Source organism: Pseudoduganella sp. jia 12, from assembly GCF_055502675.1.
The window spans coordinates 276,713-298,232 of record NZ_JBUXKP010000007.1 but is presented as its reverse complement, the minus strand read 5'-3'; the positions used below and the strand labels follow the sequence as shown (position 1 = coordinate 298,232).

The window sequence follows — 21,520 nt, the reverse complement described above, 5'->3', positions numbered from 1 at the left end:
CATGGATATCATCGACAAGATCGCCGGCCTGTCCCGGTCGCAGACGGAAACGCTGCTGGCGCGCATGCGCGAGCGGCGCGAGGTGGTGGCACGGGGGCAGGGCGTGCCGCAGCTGGTGCCGGATGCCAGCCGCCGCCGCAAGCCGTTCCCGCTGACGGAAATCCAGCAAGCCTACTGGGTGGGCCGGCAGGGCAGCTTCGCGATGGGCAACGTGTCCGCGCACGGCTACCTGGAAATCGAGGCGCGCGGCGCCGACCTGCCACGGCTGGAGCGGGCATTCAACCGCGTCATCGCCCGGCACGACATGCTGCGCGCCGTGGTGCAGTCCGACGGCAACCAGCGCATCCTCGCCGACGTGCCGTATTACCGTTTCAAGGTGGAGGACCTGTCGGCCCTGCCGCCGGCGGAACGCGGCGCGCGGCTGGCCGCGCTGCGCGAGGAACTGTCGCACCAGGTACTGCCGGCCGACATCTGGCCGCTGTTCGAGATCCGTGCCAGCCGGCTGCCGGAAGGCGTGCTGCGGCTGCACCTGTCGCTCGACGTGCTGATCCTCGACGCCCACAGCTTCGACCTGATCAGCGACGACTGGCAGCATTACCACGACCACCCGAATGACGAATTGCCGGCGCTGGCCTTCTCGTTCGCCGACTACGAGGCCGGCTTGCGCCAGATGGAGGACACGCCGGCGTTCCAGGAATCGCTGCGCTACTGGCGCAACCGGCTCGACGACCTGCCGCCGCCGCCGGAGTTCCCGCTGGCGCGCAGTCCGGAATCGATCGACGCGCCGAAGTTCACGCACCGCAGCCTGCGCCTGCCGCGGGCCGACTGGGAAACGCTGAAGAAGCGCGCCGGCGCCCTGCGCATCACGCCGGCCGCGCTGCTGCTGTCGATCTATGCTTGCGTGGTGCGGCGCTGGTCGCAGTCGCCGCGCTTCACGCTGAACCTCACGCTGTTCAACCGGCTGCCGTTCCACCCGGACGTCGACCGGCTGGTCGGCGACTTCACCACCGTCACGCTGCTGGCCTTCGACCTGTCCACGCCGCGCGCCTTTGCCGACATCGCGCTGGGCGTGCAGCGCCAGCTGTGGCAGGACCTCGACCACCGCGCCGTCAGCGGCGTGCGCGTACTGCGCGAACTCACCGAACGCCGGCGCGGCGCCGGCTCGGTCATGATGCCGGTCGTGTTTACCGGCGCCCTCAATAGCGGCAATGGCAGCAATGGCAACGGCAACGCGAGCGCCGCCGCGCATGCGGATGTCGCCCCGCTGGACTGGCTGGGCCATACCGCCTATGCCGTCACGCAAACGCCGCAGGTGTGGCTCGACTGCCAGGCCGGCGAATACGGCGGCGACCTCGCCATCGATTGGGACAGCGTCGATGAGCTGTTCCAGCATGGTTTCGTCGATGCGATGTTCGATGCCTTCACGGGCCTGCTGCAGCGCCTGGCCCGCGATGGCACGGCATGGCAGCAGCCGCGGCTCGACCTGGTGCCCACCGCCCAGCAGGCACTGATGGCGCGCACCAATGCCACGGCCGCGCCGGTGCCGGCCGGGCTGCTGCACGAGCCCCTGCTGGCCCAGTGCCATGCGCGGCCGGACAGCCTGGCCGTGGCCGACGGCAGCCGCACGCTCACGTTCGGTGCGCTGTACCGCGAGTCCAATGCGCTGGCCCATGCGCTGTGCGCCCGCGAAGTGCCGACCGGGGCCCTGGTCGCCGTGATGCTGCCGAAATCGGCCGCCCAGGTGGTGGCCGTGCTGGGCATCCTCGAAGCAGGCACCGCCTACCTGCCCATCGAACCCAGCCTGCCGCAGGAGCGCATCGACGAGGTGCTGCGCCTGTCCGGCGCGGCCGCCGTCGTCACCGACGCGGCCACGCTGCGCCAGCGTTCCATTGCCGGCTGCATGGTCGTCGAGCTGGACTCGCTGGCGCCCGGCACGCCGCGGCCGCTGCCACCCCTGCGGGCACCGACCGACCTGGCCTACGTGATCTACACGTCCGGCTCGACCGGCACGCCGAAGGGCGTGGCCATCGACCACCGCGGTGCGCTGAACACCTGCATCGACGTCAACCAGCGCATGCAGGTGGGCGCGGACGACCGCGTGCTGGGGCTGTCGGCGCTGAACTTCGACCTGTCGGTGTGGGACATCTTCGGCGTGCTGGGCGCCGGCGGCGCACTGGTGCTGCCGGATGCCGGCCATGCGCGCGAACCGGCGCACTGGGCAGGGATCATGGCACGCCACGGCGTCACGCTGTGGAACACGGTGCCGGCACTGCTCGACCTTTACGTCGGCTACCTGCGCGACGTGGCCGAGCGGCCCGACCTGCGCCTGCGGGTGGCCATGATGAGCGGCGACTGGATCTCGCTGGCCCTGCCGGCGCAACTGCGCACGTGGTGCCCGAACGCGGCCATCTACAGCCTGGGCGGCGCGACGGAAGCATCGATCTGGTCGATCCTGCATCCTGTGTCGGAGATCGATCCGGCCTGGCGCAGCATCCCGTACGGCAAGCCGATGGTGAACCAGACCTTCCACGTGCGCGACGCGAACCTCGACAACTGCCCGGTCGGCGTTCCCGGCGAGCTGTGCATCGGCGGCACCGGCGTGGCCGTCGGCTACTGGAAGGATCGGGAGCGCACCGCGCAGGCATTCGTCACCTGCCCGCACAGCGGGGCGCGGCTGTACCGCACGGGCGACCTGGGCCGCTGGCTGCCGGACGGCACGCTGGAAATCCTGGGTCGCATCGATTTCCAGGTGAAGGTCAACGGCTACCGCGTGGAGCTGGGCGAGATCGAAAGCGCGATGAATGCCTGGCCGGGCGTGCAGGCGTCCGTCGCCAACGTGGGTACCGGCAAGGCGGGCCAGCTGGTCGGCTATTACCTGCGCGACGATGGCGGCAGCGCGGGCAAGCTGCAGGGCATCCTGTCGCAACCGGGCCTGCGCCGCCTGCACGGCAGCGAAACGGTACTCGGCGGCGCGGCACCGCGGCGCATCGAGCGTCGCTCCACCCGCGTGTTCGCGGGGGACGCGGTGCCGGCGGCGGCCCTGGCCCGCCTGCTCGAACCGCTGCGCCAGGGCGGCGACGACGGCCTGCCGCGCTACCGCTACGCTTCGGCCGGCGGCCTCTACCCGGTGCAGCTGTACCTGCACATCAGCCGTGTCGACGGGATCGAACCCGGCATCTACTACTACCACCCTGTGCGCAACGCGCTGCAGCAGGTGGCCGCCGGCGTGACGCTGGACGCGGACCTCTACCCGCGCCGCAACCAGCCGATCGCCGCTGCCGCCGCGTTCCGCCTGTTCCTCGTCGGCTCCCGGCAGGCGATCGAGCCGCAATACGGCGCCGTGGCGCCCACGCTGTGCCTGCTGGAGGCGGGTGCCATGAGCCACTTGCTGGAAGACGCCGCCGCGGCGGCCGGCCTGGGCCTCGTGCAACTGGGCGGCTTCGACGCGGAACGTGCCGGCGATCCGTTCGCGCTGGGGGGCGACGCGATGTACCTGCACATGCTGGCCGGCGGTCTGCCGGGCCAGGAAACGGCAGGCAACGCGAACGATCCCGACGCGTCGCTGCCGAAGGCCGCGTTCGAGGAAGGCCTGCGCGCCCACCTGGCCCGCCGCCTGCCCGAGTACATGGTGCCGCGCCAGTTCGTGCGGCTCGAATCGTTGCCGCTGTCGGCCAACGGCAAGGTGGACCGCAAGGCGCTGCCCGAGCCGGTGGCACGGCAGGCGCAGGGCACCGCGCGTGCCGGCGCCGCCAGCCCGCTGGCGGCGGACATCTGCGCGCTGTGGGCCGAAGTGCTCGGCGTGCCGCACGTGAGCCCGGCCGACAACTTCTTCGACCTGGGCGGCACCTCGGTGGACATGATCCGCATCCACACGCGCCTGCAACCGCGCCTGCCGCGCGACGTGAGCCTGCTCGACATGTTCTTCGGCCACCCGACCATCGCCGACCTGGTGCGGCACGTGGAGGGCGAGGCCACGGCGGCCGCGGGTTCGGGCAAGAACAACGACAACAACGACGCACCGCGCGGCCGCCGCCGCCGGGCTCAATGAACACATTCAGGGGAATACCATGAAAGAGAACCAAGTCTCGTCGGGCAAGATCGCGATCATCGGCATCAGCGGCCGCTTCCCGGGCGCGCCCGACGTGGAAAGCTTCTGGAACATGCTGTGCGAAAGCCGCAGCGCGCTGCGCCAGTTCACGCCGGAAGAAATCCGTGCGGGCATCGATGCCCACGACTACCTGACCGTGCCCTATGTCGAGCGGCAGGTGGCCGGCGGCGGCTGGGTCGGCGCCGGCTACCACCTGCCGGACGTGGACAAGTTCGACGCCGGTTTCTTCGGCTACGCGCCCAGCGAGGCGGAGCTGATCGATCCGCAACAGCGGCTGTTCCTGGAAGCGTCGTGGGCGGCGATGGAAGATGCGGGCTACGCGCCGGACGGCTACCGCGGCACGGCGGCCGTGTATGCCGGCACCGGGCTGTCGCGCTACTTCCTGAACAATGTGTATTCCAACCGCGAGATCATGTGCGCATCGGACCGCGACCTGATCGCCGGCATCGGCAACGAACCGGATTACCTCAGCAACCGGGTGGCCTACAAGCTCAATCTCACCGGCCCGTCGGTGACGGTGCAGACCGCGTGCTCCACGTCGCTGGTGGCGATCCACATGGCATGCCAGGCGCTGCGCGCCGGCGAATGCGACCTGTCGCTGGCTGGCGGTTCGATGGCCACCGTGCCGGCCGGCCATGGCTACAACTACACGGAAGGCAGCCTGAACTCGGACGACGGCTGCATCCGCGCCTTCGACGCGGGTGCGAAGGGCACCGTGTTTTCCGAGGGCGGCGTGGGCGTCATCGTCCTGAAGCGCCTGGAAGATGCCGAGGCGGACGACGACAACATCTACGCCGTGATCCGCGGCTCGGCGGTCACGAACGATGGCTCGCACAAGGCCGGCTACACGGCGCCCGGCATCGATGGCCAGGTGGAAGCGGTCACGCGGGCACTGAAGGCCGCTCGCACGAACCCGGACGACATCGGCTACATCGAGGCGCACGGCACCGGTACGTCGCTGGGCGACCCGATCGAGATCACGGCCTTGACGCGCGCATTCCGCGTCCACACCGACCGCAGCGCCTACTGCGCGATCGGGTCCGTGAAAACCAACGTGGGCCACCTGGCGCCGGCCGCCGGCGTGGCCGGCGTGATCAAGGCTGCGCTGGCGGCGCGCTCCGGCATGCTGCCCCCGAGCCTGCATTTCGATACGCCGAATCCGCGCATCGATTTCCCGGCGACGCCGTTCTTCGTCAACGACCGGCTGAACGAATGGCGCACCGCACCCGGCCGCAAGCGGGTGGCCGCCGTCAGCTCGTTCGGCATCGGCGGCACCAATGCGCACCTGATCCTGGAAGAACCGCCGATCACGAAGCCCACCGTGTCGGGCGAGAAGCTGCGGATCTTCCCGCTGTCGGCGAAAACGCCCGGTGCGCTGGGCCGCGCCGCCGGCCAGCTGGCCCGCTTCCTCGAACGCCATCCGGAAACGGACCTGGACGACGTGGCCTTCACGCTGCAGGAGGGCCGCCGCGCATTCGACCTGCGGGGCGCCGTGGTCGCGCGCAATGCGGCCGAACTGATCGACAACCTGGACAGGCTGGCGAAGGAGCCGGGCAAGACGCCGGCACTGCCGGCCACGAAAAAACTGGCCCTGCTGTTCACGGGCCAGGGCGCGCAATATGCCGGCATGGCGCGCGAGCTGCATGCGGGCTGCAGCGTTTTCCGCGACACGTTCGATGCCTGCTGCGCCACGCTGGCCCGGCACCTCGACACCGACCTGGCCCGGCTGCTGCTGACGGCCACGCCCACGGAGGCGGACAGCGCGCTGCTGCGTGAAACGCGCTATGCCCAACCGGCACTGTTCACCGTCGAATATGCGCTGGCAATGCAGTTGCAGGCATGGAAGATCGTGCCCGCCGCGCTGCTGGGTCACAGCCTGGGCGAATACGTGGCCGCCACCGTGGCAGGCGTGTTCACGCTGGACGATGCGCTGCGCCTGGTGGCGCTGCGCGGCCGCCTGATGCACGCGATGCCGCCCGGCGCCATGCTGTCGATCGGCGGTGGCGAAGCCGAAGCGCGTGGCTGCCTGCGCGAAGGCATCGAGCTGGCCGCCGTCAACAGCCCGCGCGCCAGCGTCGTTGCCGGCCCGCTGGCGGCCATCGATGCGCTGGCGGCAGAGCTGGAAGCCGCCGGCACCGGCTGCCGCAGGCTGCAGACGTCGCACGCGTTCCACTCGGCGATGATGCAACCCATTGCCGGGCAATTCCGCGCCGCCGTCGCCGCGGCCGCGCCGCGGGCGCCGGCGATGCCGGTCGTGTCGAACGTCACCGGCACCTGGCTGACGGCGGCCGAGGCCACCGACCCCGATTACTGGGTGCGCCACCTGCTGTCGCCCGTGCTGTTCCAGGCCGGGGTGCAAACGCTGCTGGCCGATGGCTGCGGCTTCCTCGTCGAAGCCGGCCCGGCGGGCGTGCTGAGCACTTTCGTGCGCCACATCGCCGGGACGGTCGCGGGCAAGCCCACGGCGGTGGCTGTGCCGCTGATGCGCCATCCGCAGGATGTGCTGCCTGCCGACCGCTTCCTGCTGGCCGCGCTGGGCAACCTGTGGGCAGCAGGCAATGCGCTCGACTATGCCGGCGTCGATGCGTTCAACCTGGGTCGCCGCATTCCGCTGCCCACCTATCCGTTCGCGCGCGAACGCCACTGGATGGAACCGCCGCTGGCGCCGAGCGGCACCCTCGATGGGGGGCTGCGCCGCAGCGCCGACATGGGCGAATGGTTCCATGCGGCGTCGTGGCGCCGGCAGCCGTGGCTGGACGCCGTGCCCGCGCTCGCTGGCCGCAACGTGCTGCTGCTCGCGCACGACGACGCGCAGGGCAATGCGCTGGCAGCGGCCCTGCGCGCCGCCGGCGCCACCGTGGCCTGCGCCGAGCCGGGCCCCGCGTTCGGCGTGGTGGACGACGGCGCGTACTGGGTACGCCCGGACCAGGCGGCCGACTGGGAAGCGCTGGCGCGGCATGCCGGCAAGCCCGATGCGATCGTCCATGCCTGGCTGCTGCCGGCAAGCGGCGGCGACTCCGTCGCCAACAGCGGCGCCACCCTGGAACTGGGCTTTCATACGCTGCTGGCGCTGACGCAGGCATTCGGCAACGACGCCGGTGAACGGCTGCCGCTGCTGTCCGTGGCCTGCGAAGTGTTCGACGTGCAGCCGGGCGAAGCGGTCGATGCCGTGAAGGCCACGATGCTGGGCGCGCACCTGGCGATCGGCTACGAACACCGCGCCATCGCCAGCCGCGTGCTGGATCTTCCGGCTGGCTCGGACGGCATCGCCCGGTGCATGCTCGACGAACTGGCCCGCCTGCAGGCGGCGCCGCATGCGCCGGCCGGCCCGGCGGACCAGTTCGTGGCCGAACGGAACGGCGCGCGCTGGCTGGCCCATGTGGAGACGATGGCGGTGCCGGAGCCGGCGATGCCGGCCGCGCTGGCGGCCGAGGGCACGTACCTCGTCACCGGCGGGCTCGGAGGCCTGGGCCTGGAATTCGCCGACGAGCTGGTGGAACGCGGTGCGCGCCACCTGGTGCTGGTGGGCCGCAACGCGCTGCCGCCGCAGGCCGAATGGAACGCGTGGCTGGCCGCGCATCCGGACGATGCCGCGGGCCGCGAACGTATTCGCCGCCTGCAGCGCATGGCGGCGCGTGGCGCCCGGGTCGTCACCGAACGTTGCGACATCACCGACCCCGCCGCGGTGCGCGCGATGGTCGAACGCGTGCAGGGTGCCATGCCGCCGGTGCGCGGCGTCGTGCACGCGGCCGGTATCGCCGGTGCCGGCATGATGGCGCTGAAGACCCGTGCCCAGGCCGATGCCGTGCTCGCGCCGAAAGTGCTGGGCGCGCTGGCGCTGGAAGCTGCGCTGGCTGTGCAGCCTCCGGGCACTGCGCTGGCCGGCCAGCCACTCGATTTCTTCGTTGTCGTGTCGTCGCTGTTCGGCACGATCGGCGGCGTGGGCCAGGCCGATTACGCGGCCGCCAACGCCTTCCTCGATGCGTTTGCCCGCAGCCGCAGCGCACGCGGCCAGCGCACGCTGTCGCTGGCCTATGGCGGCTGGCGCGAGGTCGGTATGGCGGTCGCTATGGGGCATACCACCTCCGCCCCGGCGCTGCCGGCCGGCCGCACGCTGGCCCACCCGTATTTGTTCAGCCGCGCCGACGAAGGCGCCACGCTGCGGTACACCGCGCACCTGCGTGCGCAGGACCATTGGGCGCTGCAGGACCACCGCATCCACGGCACGCCCGTGATGCCGGGCACGGCGCTGATCGAGATGGTGCGCGCCGCATGGCAGGAAGCCGCTGGCGGCGGCGAAGCCTGCACCCTGAGCGACGTGTTCTTCTACCGCCCGCTGTTCGTGCCGGCCGACCGGCTGGTCACGGTCGACGTGCTGCTGCAGCGCGCCGGCGACGGTTATTCGGTCGAGGTGAAGGAGGGCGACAGCCCCGTGTTGTCGGCCACCGTGTCGGCTGGCGCGACGGAAGTCCCGACCAAGGCCGACCTGGCGGCCATCGCCGAGGAATGCCGTGACGACATGCTGGACTTCCCCGGCGGCGCCGCGGCGATGGTGGGCGAGGATGGCTTCCTGGAGCTGGGCCGCCACTGGCAGGTGGTGCGCCGCATCCGCCTCGGCGGGCGGCAACTGCTGGGCGAGCTGGCGCTGCCGGACGGCGTGGCGGATGATGCCGCGCTGGGCCTGCATCCGGCCTTGCTGGACATGGCCACCGGCCCGATCACCGGCCACCTGCTGGCGCGGCTGGACCTGGGGCTGCAGGACGAATACCTGCCGTTCACGTACGGCACCCTGGCCGTGCACGGCCGGCTGGGTACGCACCTGTACAGCCACGTGAAGTTCGCCGGCATGTCCGACGACCGCGACGTGATCCGCTTCGACATCGCGCTGTATGCGCCGGATGGCACGGTGCTGGCCGAGGTGGCGGACTTCCAGCTGCGCCGGGTTCCAGCCGGCGCATTGGCGGCAAAGCCTGCCGCCGCCGCACTGGCGGTGGACGATGGCTCGATCTCCCCGCAGGAAGGGCGCGCGCTGTTTGCCCGTGCCCTCGCGCTGCGGAACGGCGGACACTGGATCGTCAACCCGCACCCGGTCGAAGCGCTGTTGCGCAAGCTGCGCGACGAGCGCATCGCCCCGGCTGCCACGCCCGCGGAAAAGAAAAAGGTGGTGCGCGAGGACGTGATCGCCGCGCCGCCCACCAACCCCACCGAGGAAGTGCTGGTGGGGATCATCGAGGGCGCATTGGGTATCACCCCGGTCGGCATCCACGACAACTTCTTCGACCTGGGTATCGATTCCGTGATCGGTATCCAGGTGGTGTCGCATGCCCGCAAGCATGGCGTGCTGCTGAAACCGAACCAGCTGTTCGAACACCAGACGGTGGCCGAGCTGGCGGCCGTGGCTGGCGCGGTTGACGACCCGGCGCCCCCTTCGTCCGCACCGCAGGCACCGGCGCCCGAGCCGGAACCGGCAACCGCCGACGACCTGGATGCCGTGCTGCACGCGCTGGCCGATTGAATACCGGATGAACGACACAAGAGACTCGAGAGCGACCATGAACAAGCAGGACATACAGGAAGTACACCGGCTTACGCCACTCCAGCAGGGCATGCTGTTCCACACGCTGGAGGCGCCGGGCAGCGGTGTCTACGTCGAGCAGTTCGCCTGCCCGGCGGCCGGGCGGATCGATGGCGCGCGCTGGCAGGCGGCGTGGAACATGGTGCTGGGCGCCTGCCCGGTACTGCGCGCCGCCATCGCCTGGGAAGGTCTCGAGCATCCGCTGCTGGTGGTGACGAAGCTGGCGGCGATCGACGTGGTCGAGATCGATGCCACGGGCGACGACGACACGGCCTTCGCCGCGCGCCTGGATGCCCTGCGCCGCGACGAAGCGGCGCGTGGTTTCGACCTGCGCCGCCCGCCCTTGCTGCGCCAGGCGCTGCTGCATCGCGAAGGGCGCAGCGTGGTGTTCTGGACCTACCACCACGTGCTGCTCGATGGCTGGTCGGCCTTCGTGGTGCTGGGTTCACTGCTGTCCGCCTATGCCGCGCTGACCGATGGCGCGGCATGGCAGCCGCGTCCGGTGCCAGGCTGGGGCGATTACCTGGGCTGGCTGCGCAGCCGCGACAAGGTTGCCGCGGAAGGATACTGGCGCGGGCAGATGGAAGGCTTCCATGCGCCCACGCCGCTTGGCCTGGTCAAGCGCCCGGCACCGGACAGCGGCGCCGATGCCGGCGCCACGGCGACGGCGGAACTGGGCGAGGCACTGGGCAACCGCTTGCGCGACACGGCCCGTGTCCTCCGCGTCACGCCCGGCACGCTGCTGCAGGCCGCCTGGGCGCACCTGCTGGCCCTCTACAGCGGCGAGGACGACGTGGTATTCGGCGCCACCGTCGCTGGCCGGCCGCCCGAGCTGGCCGGCGCGGATGCGATGGTGGGCCTGTTCATCAACACGGTGCCGGTGCGCGTGCGCATCGATCCGGCCGAAACGGTGCGCGGCTTCGCCACCCGGCTGGGCGCCGCGCTGGTGGCGCAGCGCGAACACGAACATGCGTCGCTGACGGAAATCGCCGGCTGGAGCGAGGTGCCGCGCGGCCGCGCGTTGTTCGATTCCATGCTGGCCATCGAATCGTTCCCGTACACGGAAGGTTTCAGCCTGCCGGACGTCAGCGTATGGCAGCACACGAATTTTCCGCTGGCCCTGGTCATCGACCCGGTCGGCCGCATGCGCATCAAGGCGCTGTACGACGCGCGCCAGTTCGACGGCAGTGCGGTGGCAGGGCTGCTGGCCCAGTACCGCGCGCTGCTGTCGCGGATGGTGAGTGACGTGGACCTGCCGGTCGGCATGCTGTCGATCGCCCCGGACGGCGACATGGCACTGCAGGACGCCTGGAACCACCGCCCCGCCATGGATGTGGCATCGGACCTGGGCGAGCTGTTTGCGCGGCAGGTGGCTGAACGGCCCGACGCGCCGGCCATCGTGTCGGACGAGGGACACGCCACCTATGCGGAACTCGACCTGCACGCGCGACGCCTTGGCGCCCGGCTGCTGGCCGCCGGCGTGCACGCGGGCGACACGGTGGCTTTCGCGTTCGAGCCCGGCGTGCCGATGATCGCCGCGCTGGTGGCGATTGCGCGCCTCGGCTGTGCGTATGCGCCGCTCGACACACGCCTGCCGGCGGCGCGGCTGGCGCAGATGGTGACCGACCTGGGCATCCGCCATGTGGTGACGGACGACGCGCATGCGGCGTTGTTCGACATCGCCGGCGTGACGATCCTGCTGGCCGGTCACGATGAGCGGGATGTGCCAATGAAGGATTGGCCGGAGAGCGATCCGGCACGCATCCTGTACGTGATCCACACGTCCGGCTCCACTGGCAAGCCGAAGGCGGCCGGCGTGTACCACGACAGTTTTACCCGCTTCATCGGCTGGTGGAACAAGGAGTTCGCCTTTGCGTCGGGCGAACGCTGCCTGCTCGTCAACAAGATCACGTTCGACCTGGCGCAGAAGTGCGTGTGGGGCGCCCTGACGACGGGCGGCATCCTGCACCTGGCGCCCACGCGCCACTTCGACCCGCTGCATGCGCGCGAGCAGGTGGCCGGGCATGGCATCGGCTGGATCAACTGCACGCCGAGCATGGCCTATGCCATGGTCGAAGCGGACTCCGGTCACCGTCCTTCTCGACATGACGCGCTGGCATCGCTGCGGCTGCTGTTCGTCGGCGGCGAGCCGGTCGACAAGCGCCGGCTGGCGCCGTGGCTGCTGTCGCCGGCTTGCACGACGGCGCTGGTCAACACCTATGGCCCGACCGAATGCACGGACCTGTGCACCACGCACCGCTTCGGTCGTGACGAGTTCATGGACCTGGAAGCGCCCGTTACCGTGGGCAGCGTGCTGCCCGGCCTGGCCGTACACGTGCTGGACCGTTTCGGCAACCGCCTGCCGGCCGGCGTGACGGGCGAGGTGGCGATCGCCGGCGGTTCGGTGGGCGCCGGCTACCTGAACAACGCGCAAATGAGCGCTGCCAAATTCCTGCCCGATCCGGACAGGGAGGGCGCGCGGCTGTATTTGACGGGCGACCTGGGTTACTACCGCGCCGACGGCACGCTGGTCGTGCACGGCCGCGTCGACTTCCAGGTGAAGCTGCGCGGCTACCGCATCGAGCTGGATGCGATCGGCCATGAGCTGCGTGGCCACCCGGCCGTGCTCGACGCCGTTGCCGCCGTGACACCGGATGGCCAGCGCCTGGTCGCCTACGTGGTGCCGGAGGGGGGCGCCGCGTGGACGCCCGCACTGCAGGAAGCATGCCGCGCCTGGCTGGCTGCCCGGCTGCCCGAGTACATGGTGCCGGCGTGCTACATGCCGCTGGCCGCGCTGCCGCTGAACGCGAACGGCAAGCTCGATCGCGGTGCGCTGCCGGCCCCGGACATGAGCAATGCGGACACGGTGAAAATCGCGCCGCGCGACGACATCGAGGCAAGGCTGGCCGGCATCTGGGCCGCCGTGCTGGGCACGGACGATTTCGGCGTCACGGACAATTTCTTCGACCTGGGCGGCCATTCGCTGTCGATCACGCAGGCGTATGCGCGGCTGCAGAAAACGTTCGGCGTGCGCATTCCGCTGTCCGTGCTGTTCGAGCAGCCGACCATCGCCGGGCAGGCTGCCGCCCTGCGCGAGGCCGGCGCGGATGGCACGGATGGTGCGAAGGCCCAGGCCGCGGCGCGGCAGCCGGCGATCACCGCCGGCCAGCGGCCCGAACGCCTGCCGCTGTCGTTCTCGCAATCGCGGCTGTGGTTCCTGCACCAGTATGAACCGGCCAGCATGGCCTACCACGTGCCGAACGCGCTGCCGCTGGCCGGCACCGTCGACCGCGCGGCGCTGCAAGGGGCGCTGGACTGGCTGCACGCCCGCCATGAATCGCTGCGCACCCGCTATCCCGAGGCGGAGGGCATGCCATGGCAGGAGGTGCTGGCACCGGCGCCCGTGGCGCTCGGCTATGACGACCTGCGCGACGTACCCGACGCCGCCGGGCGCCTGTCCGCCATCGCCACCGCCGAGGCGGCGCAGCCGTTCGACCTGCGTGCCGGCCCGGTAGCCCGCTACCGGCTGGTGCAGGGCGACGACCGGGCCATCCTGCTCGTGTCGCTGCACCATATCGCCACCGATGGCTGGTCGATGGACGTGATGATGCGCGAACTGTCGTCCGCTTACGCCGCGTTCGCCGCCGGCGGTGCGCCCCAGGCGGCGCCGTTGCCGATCCAGTATGCGGACTATGCGCTGTGGCAGCGTGCCGACCTGGCCGGCGACAAGCGCGCCCGGCTCGTCGATTACTGGCGCGCGGAACTCGACGACAGCCAGCCGCAGATCGCGCTGCCGTATGACTTCTCGCGACCCGCCGCGCGGTCGTCGGTTGGCGGCCTGCATGTGTCGCACATTCCCGCGGATGTCTGCGCGGGAATGCGCGGTATTGCCGGCAGCGATACCACGGCGTTCATGACGTGGCTGGCGCTGTACGACCTGCTGCTGTACCGCTGGAGCGGCCAGCCGGACTTCAACGTGGGCAGCCCGATCGCCAACCGCAACCTGGAGGAAACCGAGGGCGTGATCGGCTTCTTCGTCAACACGCTGGTGCTGCGCGCCCGCATGGACGGCGGCCAGACCTTTGCCGGCCTGCTGGACGACGTGCGCCGCACCGCGCGCGCCGCCTACGACCATGCCGAGCTGCCGTTCGAGTTGCTGGTGGACGAGCTGAACCCGCCGCGCAGCGCCAATACGCTGCCGTTCTTCCAGGTTGGTTTTGCGCTGCAGCGCGCCTACGAGGACACGTCGCTGATCGACACCACCGAATGGATTTCCCGCTTCGACCTGCAACTGGTGCTGCATGAAAGCGCCGATGGCGGCCTGCGCGCGCACTGGGAATATGCACGCGACCTGTTCCTGCCCGAAACGGTGGCGCGGCTGGCCGACTCGTTCGCGCTGCTCGCGCGGCAGGTGGCCGAGGCACCGGCCACGCCGCTGCGCAACCTGGCGGTGGTCGACGGCGCCACGCGCGAAAAGATGCTGGCGCTGGCGCAGGGCAGCAAGCCGGCATTGCCGGACGCCTCCGTGCATGGCCTGTTCGCCCGACAGGCGCTGCTGGCGCCAGAGACTGTCGCGCTGGTGCAGGGCGAGCGGCAACTGGGCTACGATGAACTGAACCGCCGCGCCAACCGGCTGGCCCATCACCTGCTCGGGGCAGGCGTGGCACCGGGCGGCATCGTGGGCGTGGCACTGCCACGCAGCCCGCAACTGATCGTCGCGCTGCTGGCCGTGCTGAAGGCCGGCTGCGCTTACCTGCCGCTCGATACGGAATATCCGCGCGAACGCACCGCCTACATGCTCGCGAACGCGGGCGCCGCGGCCGTGCTGACGAACGCCGACGGCGCCGCGCTGCTGCCCGCATTCGACGGTGTCGTGCTGGATGTCGACGCACCGCAAGTCGTGGCGCAGCGCGATGCCAACCCGGACGTGCCGCACGATCCGCGGGCGCTGGCCTACGTGATGTACACGTCCGGCACCACCGGCAAGCCGAAGGGCGTGATGATCGAGCACCGCAGCATCGTGCGGCTGGTACGCGAAGCCGACTATGCCGACTTTTCCACGGACTGCACGTACCTGCAATATGCACCGGTGGGCTTCGATGCCTCCACGTTCGAGATCTGGGGCAGCCTGCTGAACGGTGCGCGGCTCGTGCAGGCGCCCGCCGGCGTGGTGGGCCTGGACCAGCTGGCCGGGCTGATCGCCGGAGAGCGGATCGACACGGCGTTCGTGACGGCCGCGCTGTTCAACCAGCTGGTGGACCAGCACCCGGAAGCGCTGGCCGGCGTGCGCCAGTTGCTGACGGGCGGCGAGGCGATGTCGTCGCCGCACGCCGCGCGGGCAATCGACGCCATGCAGGCGGGGAGTGGGGGACAACTGATCCACGTATACGGCCCGACCGAGTGCACCACCTTCGCCACGGCCGGGAAGGTGAGCATGGCCGGCGCGCTGGCCGGCACGGTGCCGATCGGCCGGCCAATTGCGCATACCGACACCTATGTGCTGGACGATGCGATGGAACCGGTGCCGTGCAATGTGCCGGGCGAGCTGTATATCGGCGGCGCCGGCGTGGCGCGCGGCTACCTGAACGCGCCGCAGCAGAGCGCCGAGCGCTTCGTGGCCGATCCCTTCGCGGTTGATGGTCTTAGAGGCGATGGTGCCAGCGCGGGTGCGCGGCTGTACCGCACCGGCGACAAGGTGCGCTGGAAGGCCGATGGCACGCTGGAATTCCTCGGCCGGATGGATGACCAGGTGAAGATCCGCGGCTACCGGATCGAGCCGGCCGAGATCGAGGCGCAACTGGCGGCCTGCCCGGGTGTCGGCGGTGCGCTCGTGCTGGCGCTGGGCGACAGTGCCGACAAGCGCCTGGTGGCCTACGTGACGCTTGCCGATGCCGGCGCTGATGCTGATGCTTCCGTCACCCCAGCCCTGTTGCGCGACTACCTGGCGCAGCGGCTGCCCGCCTTCATGGTGCCGGGCGCCTACGTGCTGCTGGACCGTTTTCCGGTCACCGCGAACGGCAAGGTCGACCGCCGTGCGCTGCCGTTGCCGGATGCCGATGCGCTTGGCGCCGGCGACTACGTGGCGCCGGAAACACCGCTCGAACAGTCGATCGCCATGGTCTGGGGCGAGATGCTGGGCCTGGAGCGGGTCGGCGTGACGGCCGATTTCTTCGCGCTGGGCGGCAATTCGCTGACGGCCACCCAGCTGCTGGCGCGGGTGCGCGCCTCGCTCGGCCATACGGTCACGCTGCCCGAATTCTTCAGCGAGCCGACCGTGCGGGCGATGGCGTTCCGCATCGAGCATGCCGACACGGCCCGCGCCATGGATGCGGCGGAAAGCCGGCTCGATGGCGAGGCCGAATCCGCGCTCGTGCTGCCGGAACCGCTGCCGCCGCTGGCATCGAGCCTGGAGCACGTGCTGCTGACGGGCGCCACGGGCTTCGTGGGCGCCTACGTGGCGGCCGAGATGCTGGACCGCTGGCCGCGCGTGACGCTGCACTGTCACGTGCGCGCGGCGCATCCGGCCGCCGGCCTGCGCCGCCTGCGCGACAACCTCGATCAATACGGCCTGTGGAAGGAGGGCTATGCCGCCCGCATCCGCGTGCTGACGGGCGACCTGGCCGACCCGCACCTGGGCCTGGACGACGACCACTACGCCACGCTGGCGCACGACGTGGACCTGGTGGTGCACAACGCCTCGCGCCTGAACCACGTGCTGCCATACCAGGCGCTGCGCCGGGATAACGTGGAGCCGACGCGGGGCCTGCTGGCGCTGGCCGCCACGGCCAAGCGCAAGGGCTTCGTCCTGGTATCGACCGCCGGCGTGCTGCAGGGCGAGAATGGCGGTACCTTCGACGAGGACGTGCGGGTCGAAGGCATCGGCCAGAGCGTTCGCGAAGGCTACAACGCCAGCAAGTGGGTGTCCGAACTGATGGTGCGCCGCGCCGCCCGGGCCGGCATTCCGGCCCAGATCATGCGGCTGGGCCGCGTGGTCGTTGACAGCCGCAGCGGGGCAGGGCGGATGGACGATTTCGTGGCGCTGTTCGTGCGCACCTGCCTGAACGTGGGCGCATGGCCCGACCGGCCGTTCGTCGAGCAGTTCGTGCCGGTCGACCACGTGGCGCGCGCCATCACGGCGCTGGCCGCCGACTACACCAGCACCGGCGTGCACCACCTGGTCGGCGACGACAAGCGCGACTGGAGCCGGCTGCTGCCCGACTTCGTCGACTGCGCCGGCGCGGGCCTGAAGCGCATGCCTATCCGCGACTGGGTGGACGCCGTCAAGGAACGCAGCGCGGTAGAACCGCTGCCGTTCGCCCCCTACCTGTTCTGGTGGGACACCGACGCCGCGGCGCCGGAAGAAAAGCGCCTGAAGGTGAAGCAGGCAAAAACCGTGCGCCGGCTGGCCGGCCATGGCCTGCGCGAACCGCGCATCGAGACCGAGGCATGGCAGCGCTATGTCGGCGACATCTTCGCGACCGAGGGCATGGCCATGACGCTGAAAAAGCGCGGCATCTTCGGTTGAACAAATCCCACAATCGATTACATATCCTGGAGAAAATCATGAATTCGACTGCCTACAATGTGGTTCGTAACGAAGAAGACCAGTACTCGGTCTGGCCCGCCTACCGACCGGTTCCCGCAGGCTGGATCACCATCGGCGACGCGGCAGACCGCGAGACCTGCCTCGAGCGCATCGAGCAATTGTGGACCGACATGCGGCCGCGCAGCCTGCGCGCCGCGAAGGAGCAGTAGTCATGCCTACCCTGCGTACCATCACCTTCGGCTGCCTGCTGGACGGCGCCGCCCCCGGCGACACCGCCGCCACCGCGCGCCGGTTCTTTGCCCATGCCCGGCGCCTGCTCGACGAAGCCGGCTTGGCGGCCCGCTGCTTGCGCTACGTGGCGCCACCCGTCGAGCAATGGCTGCCGGGCGGCGACCCGGCCACCGCCGGCCGTGTCGCCGTGCAGCTCGAGCAGGCGCTGGGCGAGGACATCTGGTGCTGCCTGCCGGGCCCGGCCTGCGACACGCACGACAGCGTGGGCCGGCGCGTGGACCTGATCGATGCGATCGTGGGCGGAACGCGCCACGTGTTCACGAACATGCGCGTGGCCGGCGAGCAGGGCCTGCACAATGAGGCCGTGGCCGCCGCCGCCGAAACGATGGCTCGGCTGGGCACCACGGTGGCGCGCCAGCAGGACAATTTCCGCTTTGCCGCGCTGGCGTGGATCAAGCCGGCCACGCCGTACTTTCCGGCCGCCTGGCACGACGGCGCACCGGGCTTCTCGGTGGCGCTGGAACTGGCCGGGCCATTCCTGGCAGCGTGCCGCGAGCATGACAACTTCGCCGACCGGCTCGACGCCTGCCGCCAGGAGCTCACCAGCCGCGTGGCGCAAACGCTGCCTGTGCTGATGCGGCTGGCGCGGGAGCAAGGCGTGCGCTTCCTGGGCTACGACCTGTCGCTGGCACCGTTCCCCGGTGACGAGACGAGCGCCGTGGCCGTCGTCGAAAGCATGAACGGCAGCCGCATCGGCCAGCTCGACTTCATGTTCGCGCTGTACGCCGTGAACGACATGCTGCAGCACGCGCTGCCCAGCCTGCCGATGGTGGGCTTCAACGGCACGATGCTGTCCGTGCTCGAGGACACGCGGCTGGCCGAAGCCACGGCCGCCGGCGACGTGGGCGTGAAGGACCTGCTGCTGCTGTCCACCGTGTGCGGCTGCGGGCTGGACATGATCCCCGTGTCCGCCGACAGCGACCCGGCCCGGCTGGCCACCCTGGTGCGGGCCATTTCCACCATCGCGCAGAAGTGGCGCAAGCCCCTGATCGCGCGGCTGCTGCCGGCCACGACGAATGCGCGCGGCATCACCCGCTTCGAGCACGACTTCATCGTCAACACGGCCGTGCTGCGCCTCGATACACCGTCTTTCATGCCGACCGAGCGGGTCGGCGTCTTTGAACCGCTGCGCCGCGCAGCCTGAGGAGAACATCGTGAATCCCTGGTTTACCCATTTTTCCCGCCCTGCCCCGAACGCCGGCGCGCGCCTGCTTTGCCTGCCCAGTTCGGGCGGCGGTTCCACGCTGTACCGGCCGTGGCTGGGTGGACTGGAGGACATCGAACTGCATGCCGCGCTGCTGCCCGGCCGCGAGCGGCGCATGCTGGAACCGCCGGTACAGTCGATGACCGCGATGGTCGACGGCCTGGTGCCGGCCGTGGCCGCACTGGCCGACAAGCCGTATTTCCTGTTCGGCCACAGCATGGGCGCGCTGATCGCGTTCGAGCTGGCGCGCGCACTCATCGCGCGCGGCATCAACCCGCCGCGCCGGTTGTTCGTGTCGGCGTTCCGGGCGCCGCACCTGCCGAATCCGAAGCGCGACCTGCATGCGCTGCCCGACGACGAGTTCATCGACGCGCTGCGCGAATACGGCGGCACGCCGGATGCCGTGCTGCGCCACCGCGAAACGATGGATGTGCTGCTGCCGATGCTGCGCGCCGATTTCCGCATGCATGAAACTTATCGCCACCACGAAGCCCGTCCGCTGCCGGTGCCGATCACGGCACTGGCCGGCCGCGCCGACGATGCCGTGCCGGCCAGCCAGATGAGCGGCTGGGCGAAACACACCGATGCCGGCTTCGCGATGCGCCATTTCGACGGCGCCCATTTCTTCATCCACGACAGTCGCGATGCCGTGCTGAAGGCACTGGGGGAGGCGATCCATGAAGAACTTGTATTTGCCTGAGGATGCGCCGCTGCTCGTGTGGGTGCGCACGGCCAACGTGGCGACGGCGCTGCCACTGGCGGAAGGCTGGCTCACCGTGGCCGAGCGGGAACGGGCACGAAGGTTCGTGTTCGACGGCGACCGGGCCGACTTCCTGGCGAGCCGCTTCCTGTTGCGCCGCGTGTTGGCCGAACTGGCCGATACGTTGCCGGAGGGCCTGGCGTTCGAGACGAACCGCTGGGGCAAGCCGGCGCTGTGCGGCCGGCCGGACCTGACGTTCAACCTGTCGCACTGCCGCGGCGGCGCCGTGCTGCTGACCGGCGCCGGCGCGGCGGCCGGCGTGGACATCGAACCGGTACAACCCGGCCGTGCCGACCCGCTCGTGGCCCAGCGGCTGTTCCACCGCGCCGAGCAGATCCAGCTGCTCGGCAGCCCGCGCAGCGGCTACGACCGCCTGTTCCTGCGCTTCTGGACGCTGAAGGAAGCCGTGCTGAAGGCCGAGGGCAGTGGCCTGGCGCTGCCGCTCGATGCGTTTGCCGTGCTGCTCGACGGCGACACGATCGTGCCGCTGACGGTGCCCGCCACCTTGGCCGCCCGTCCGTTCGCGTTCGGCCAGGCGGAGCTGGCGCCGGACCTCGTCTGTGCCTGGGCGCGCGTGTCCGGTGACGGGCAACTGCCGACCGTGTGGCAACTGGGCGCGCGCGGCGCCGTGCAGCCGGCCCCGCAGGTGCGGCTGGGCATGGGCAGCTACCGGCCGCGTGCGGCTGCCGGGCGGGTGGCGCGCAGCGCTGTTGCGGGAAAACTACCAAGCCGGGTGCCTGCCGCGGAGGCATGCTGAGAGAGGGAGGCAAGGGGCGTGTCGAGTGGGTGAAGAGGGTACAATAGCCGCATTTCCAGGCTGCCCCCGTTTTTTCGCGCCTGCTTAACATATTGATCATCAAAGGTTTTTCATGAGTCTGAAATGCGGCATCGTCGGCCTGCCCAACGTCGGCAAGTCCACCCTCTTCAATGCGCTGACCAAGGCCGGCATCCCCGCCGAAAACTATCCGTTCTGCACGATCGAACCGAACGTCGGCGTGGTCGAGGTGCCGGATCCCCGCCTGAACAAGCTGGCCGAGATCGTCAAGCCCGAGCGCATCGTCAATGCGATCGTCGAATTCGTCGACATCGCCGGCCTGGTGGCCGGTGCGTCGCAGGGCGAAGGCCTGGGCAACCAGTTCCTGGCCCACATCCGCGAAACGGACGCCATCGTCAACGTGGTGCGCTGCTTCGAAGATGAAAACGTGATCCACGTGGCCGGCAAGGTCAGCCCGCTGGACGATATCGCCGTGATCCAGACCGAGCTGGCGCTGGCCGACATGGGCACCGTGGAGAAGGCAATCCACCGCGAAAACAAGAAAGCCCGCTCCGGCGACAAGGATGCCGCCAAGCTGGTGGCGCTGCTGGAAAAAGTGCTGCCGGCGCTGAACGACGCAAAACCTGTTCGCGCGCTGGGCCTGTCGGCCGACGAAATGGACATCATCAAGCCGCTGTGCCTGATCACGGCCAAGCCGGCGATGTACGTGGCCAACGTGTCCGATACCGGTTTCAAGGACAACCCGCTGCTGGACCAGCTGACCGCCTACGCGGCCGAGCAGAACGCGCCGATCGTGGCGATCTGCGCATCGATCGAAGCGGAAATCGCCGACCTGGACGACGCCGACAAGGCCGAGTTCCTGGCCGACATGGGCATGGACGAGCCGGGCCTCGACCGCCTGATCCGCGCCGGCTTCAAGCTGCTGGGCCTGCAGACCTACTTCACCGCCGGCGTGAAGGAAGTGCGCGCGTGGACGATCCACGTGGGCGACACCGCGCCGCAAGCTGCCGGCGTGATCCACACCGACTTCGAGCGCGGCTTCATCCGCGCGCAAACCATTGCCTTTGATGACTTCATCGCGTTCAAGGGTGAAGCGGGCGCCAAGGAAGCGGGCAAGATGCGCGCCGAAGGCAAGGAATATGTGGTGAAGGATGGGGATGTGTTGAACTTCCTGTTCAACGTGTAAGTAAGGATGAGATCGGTTCCGACGGATTCCGATCGACGAAGATGGCCCCGGTTTCTACGTGGAACCGGGGCCATT

8 protein-coding genes are annotated in these 21,520 nt (G+C 69.9%); all 8 read left to right on the top strand.

Annotation, left to right across the window (positions count from 1 at the left end; translation table 11 throughout):
- Window position 1: 1 nt before the first annotated feature.
- Window positions 2-4,048, top strand: a complete 4,047-nt coding sequence (locus ACY65G_RS17625; RefSeq protein WP_464998620.1) for a non-ribosomal peptide synthetase — start codon at window positions 2-4, stop codon at window positions 4,046-4,048.
- Window positions 4,049-4,067: 19 nt separating this feature from the next.
- Window positions 4,068-9,623 (top strand): type I polyketide synthase, encoded by a 5,556-nt coding sequence (locus ACY65G_RS17620; protein WP_464998619.1) that lies wholly within the window; start codon window positions 4,068-4,070, stop codon window positions 9,621-9,623.
- A gap of 37 nt (window positions 9,624-9,660) precedes the next feature.
- The gene (locus ACY65G_RS17615) at window positions 9,661-17,208 is read left to right on the top strand and encodes an amino acid adenylation domain-containing protein (protein ID WP_464998618.1); all 7,548 of its coding nucleotides are present in this window, start codon (window positions 9,661-9,663) and stop codon (window positions 17,206-17,208) included.
- A 38-nt stretch (window positions 17,209-17,246) separates the two neighbouring features.
- On the top strand, window positions 17,247-17,438 hold the full coding sequence (locus ACY65G_RS17610) for an MbtH family protein (protein ID WP_464998617.1): 192 nt from the start codon (window positions 17,247-17,249) through the stop codon (window positions 17,436-17,438).
- A gap of 2 nt (window positions 17,439-17,440) precedes the next feature.
- Window positions 17,441-18,664, top strand: coding sequence for a DUF711 family protein (locus ACY65G_RS17605; protein WP_464998616.1), 1,224 nt, complete (start codon window positions 17,441-17,443; stop codon window positions 18,662-18,664).
- Between the two features lie 10 nt (window positions 18,665-18,674).
- Window positions 18,675-19,424 carry a thioesterase II family protein gene (locus ACY65G_RS17600; RefSeq protein WP_464998615.1) on the top strand — a complete coding sequence of 250 codons (750 nt, stop codon included), beginning with the start codon at window positions 18,675-18,677 and terminating at the stop codon, window positions 19,422-19,424.
- Window positions 19,402-20,241, top strand: a complete 840-nt coding sequence (locus ACY65G_RS17595; protein WP_464998614.1) for a 4'-phosphopantetheinyl transferase family protein — start codon at window positions 19,402-19,404, stop codon at window positions 20,239-20,241. Before ACY65G_RS17600 ends, ACY65G_RS17595 begins: the two co-directional genes overlap by 23 nt.
- A 112-nt stretch (window positions 20,242-20,353) precedes the next feature.
- On the top strand, window positions 20,354-21,445 hold the full coding sequence (gene ychF, locus ACY65G_RS17590) for a redox-regulated ATPase YchF (RefSeq protein WP_464998613.1): 1,092 nt from the start codon (window positions 20,354-20,356) through the stop codon (window positions 21,443-21,445).
- Window positions 21,446-21,520: the final 75 nt, after the last annotated feature.

Bases quoted from the DNA above. Each gene is read 5' to 3' on its own strand.
- ACY65G_RS17625 (WP_464998620.1), top strand. From the start codon at position 2: ATGGATATCATCGACAAGATCGCCGGCCTGTCCCGGTCGCAGACGGAA.
- ACY65G_RS17620 (WP_464998619.1), top strand. From the start codon at position 4,068: ATGAAAGAGAACCAAGTCTCGTCGGGCAAGATCGCGATCATCGGCATC.
- ACY65G_RS17615 (WP_464998618.1), top strand. From the start codon at position 9,661: ATGAACAAGCAGGACATACAGGAAGTACACCGGCTTACGCCACTCCAG.
- ACY65G_RS17610 (WP_464998617.1), top strand. From the start codon at position 17,247: ATGAATTCGACTGCCTACAATGTGGTTCGTAACGAAGAAGACCAGTAC.
- ACY65G_RS17605 (WP_464998616.1), top strand. From the start codon at position 17,441: ATGCCTACCCTGCGTACCATCACCTTCGGCTGCCTGCTGGACGGCGCC.
- ACY65G_RS17595 (WP_464998614.1), top strand. From the start codon at position 19,402: ATGAAGAACTTGTATTTGCCTGAGGATGCGCCGCTGCTCGTGTGGGTG.
- ychF (WP_464998613.1), top strand. From the start codon at position 20,354: ATGAGTCTGAAATGCGGCATCGTCGGCCTGCCCAACGTCGGCAAGTCC.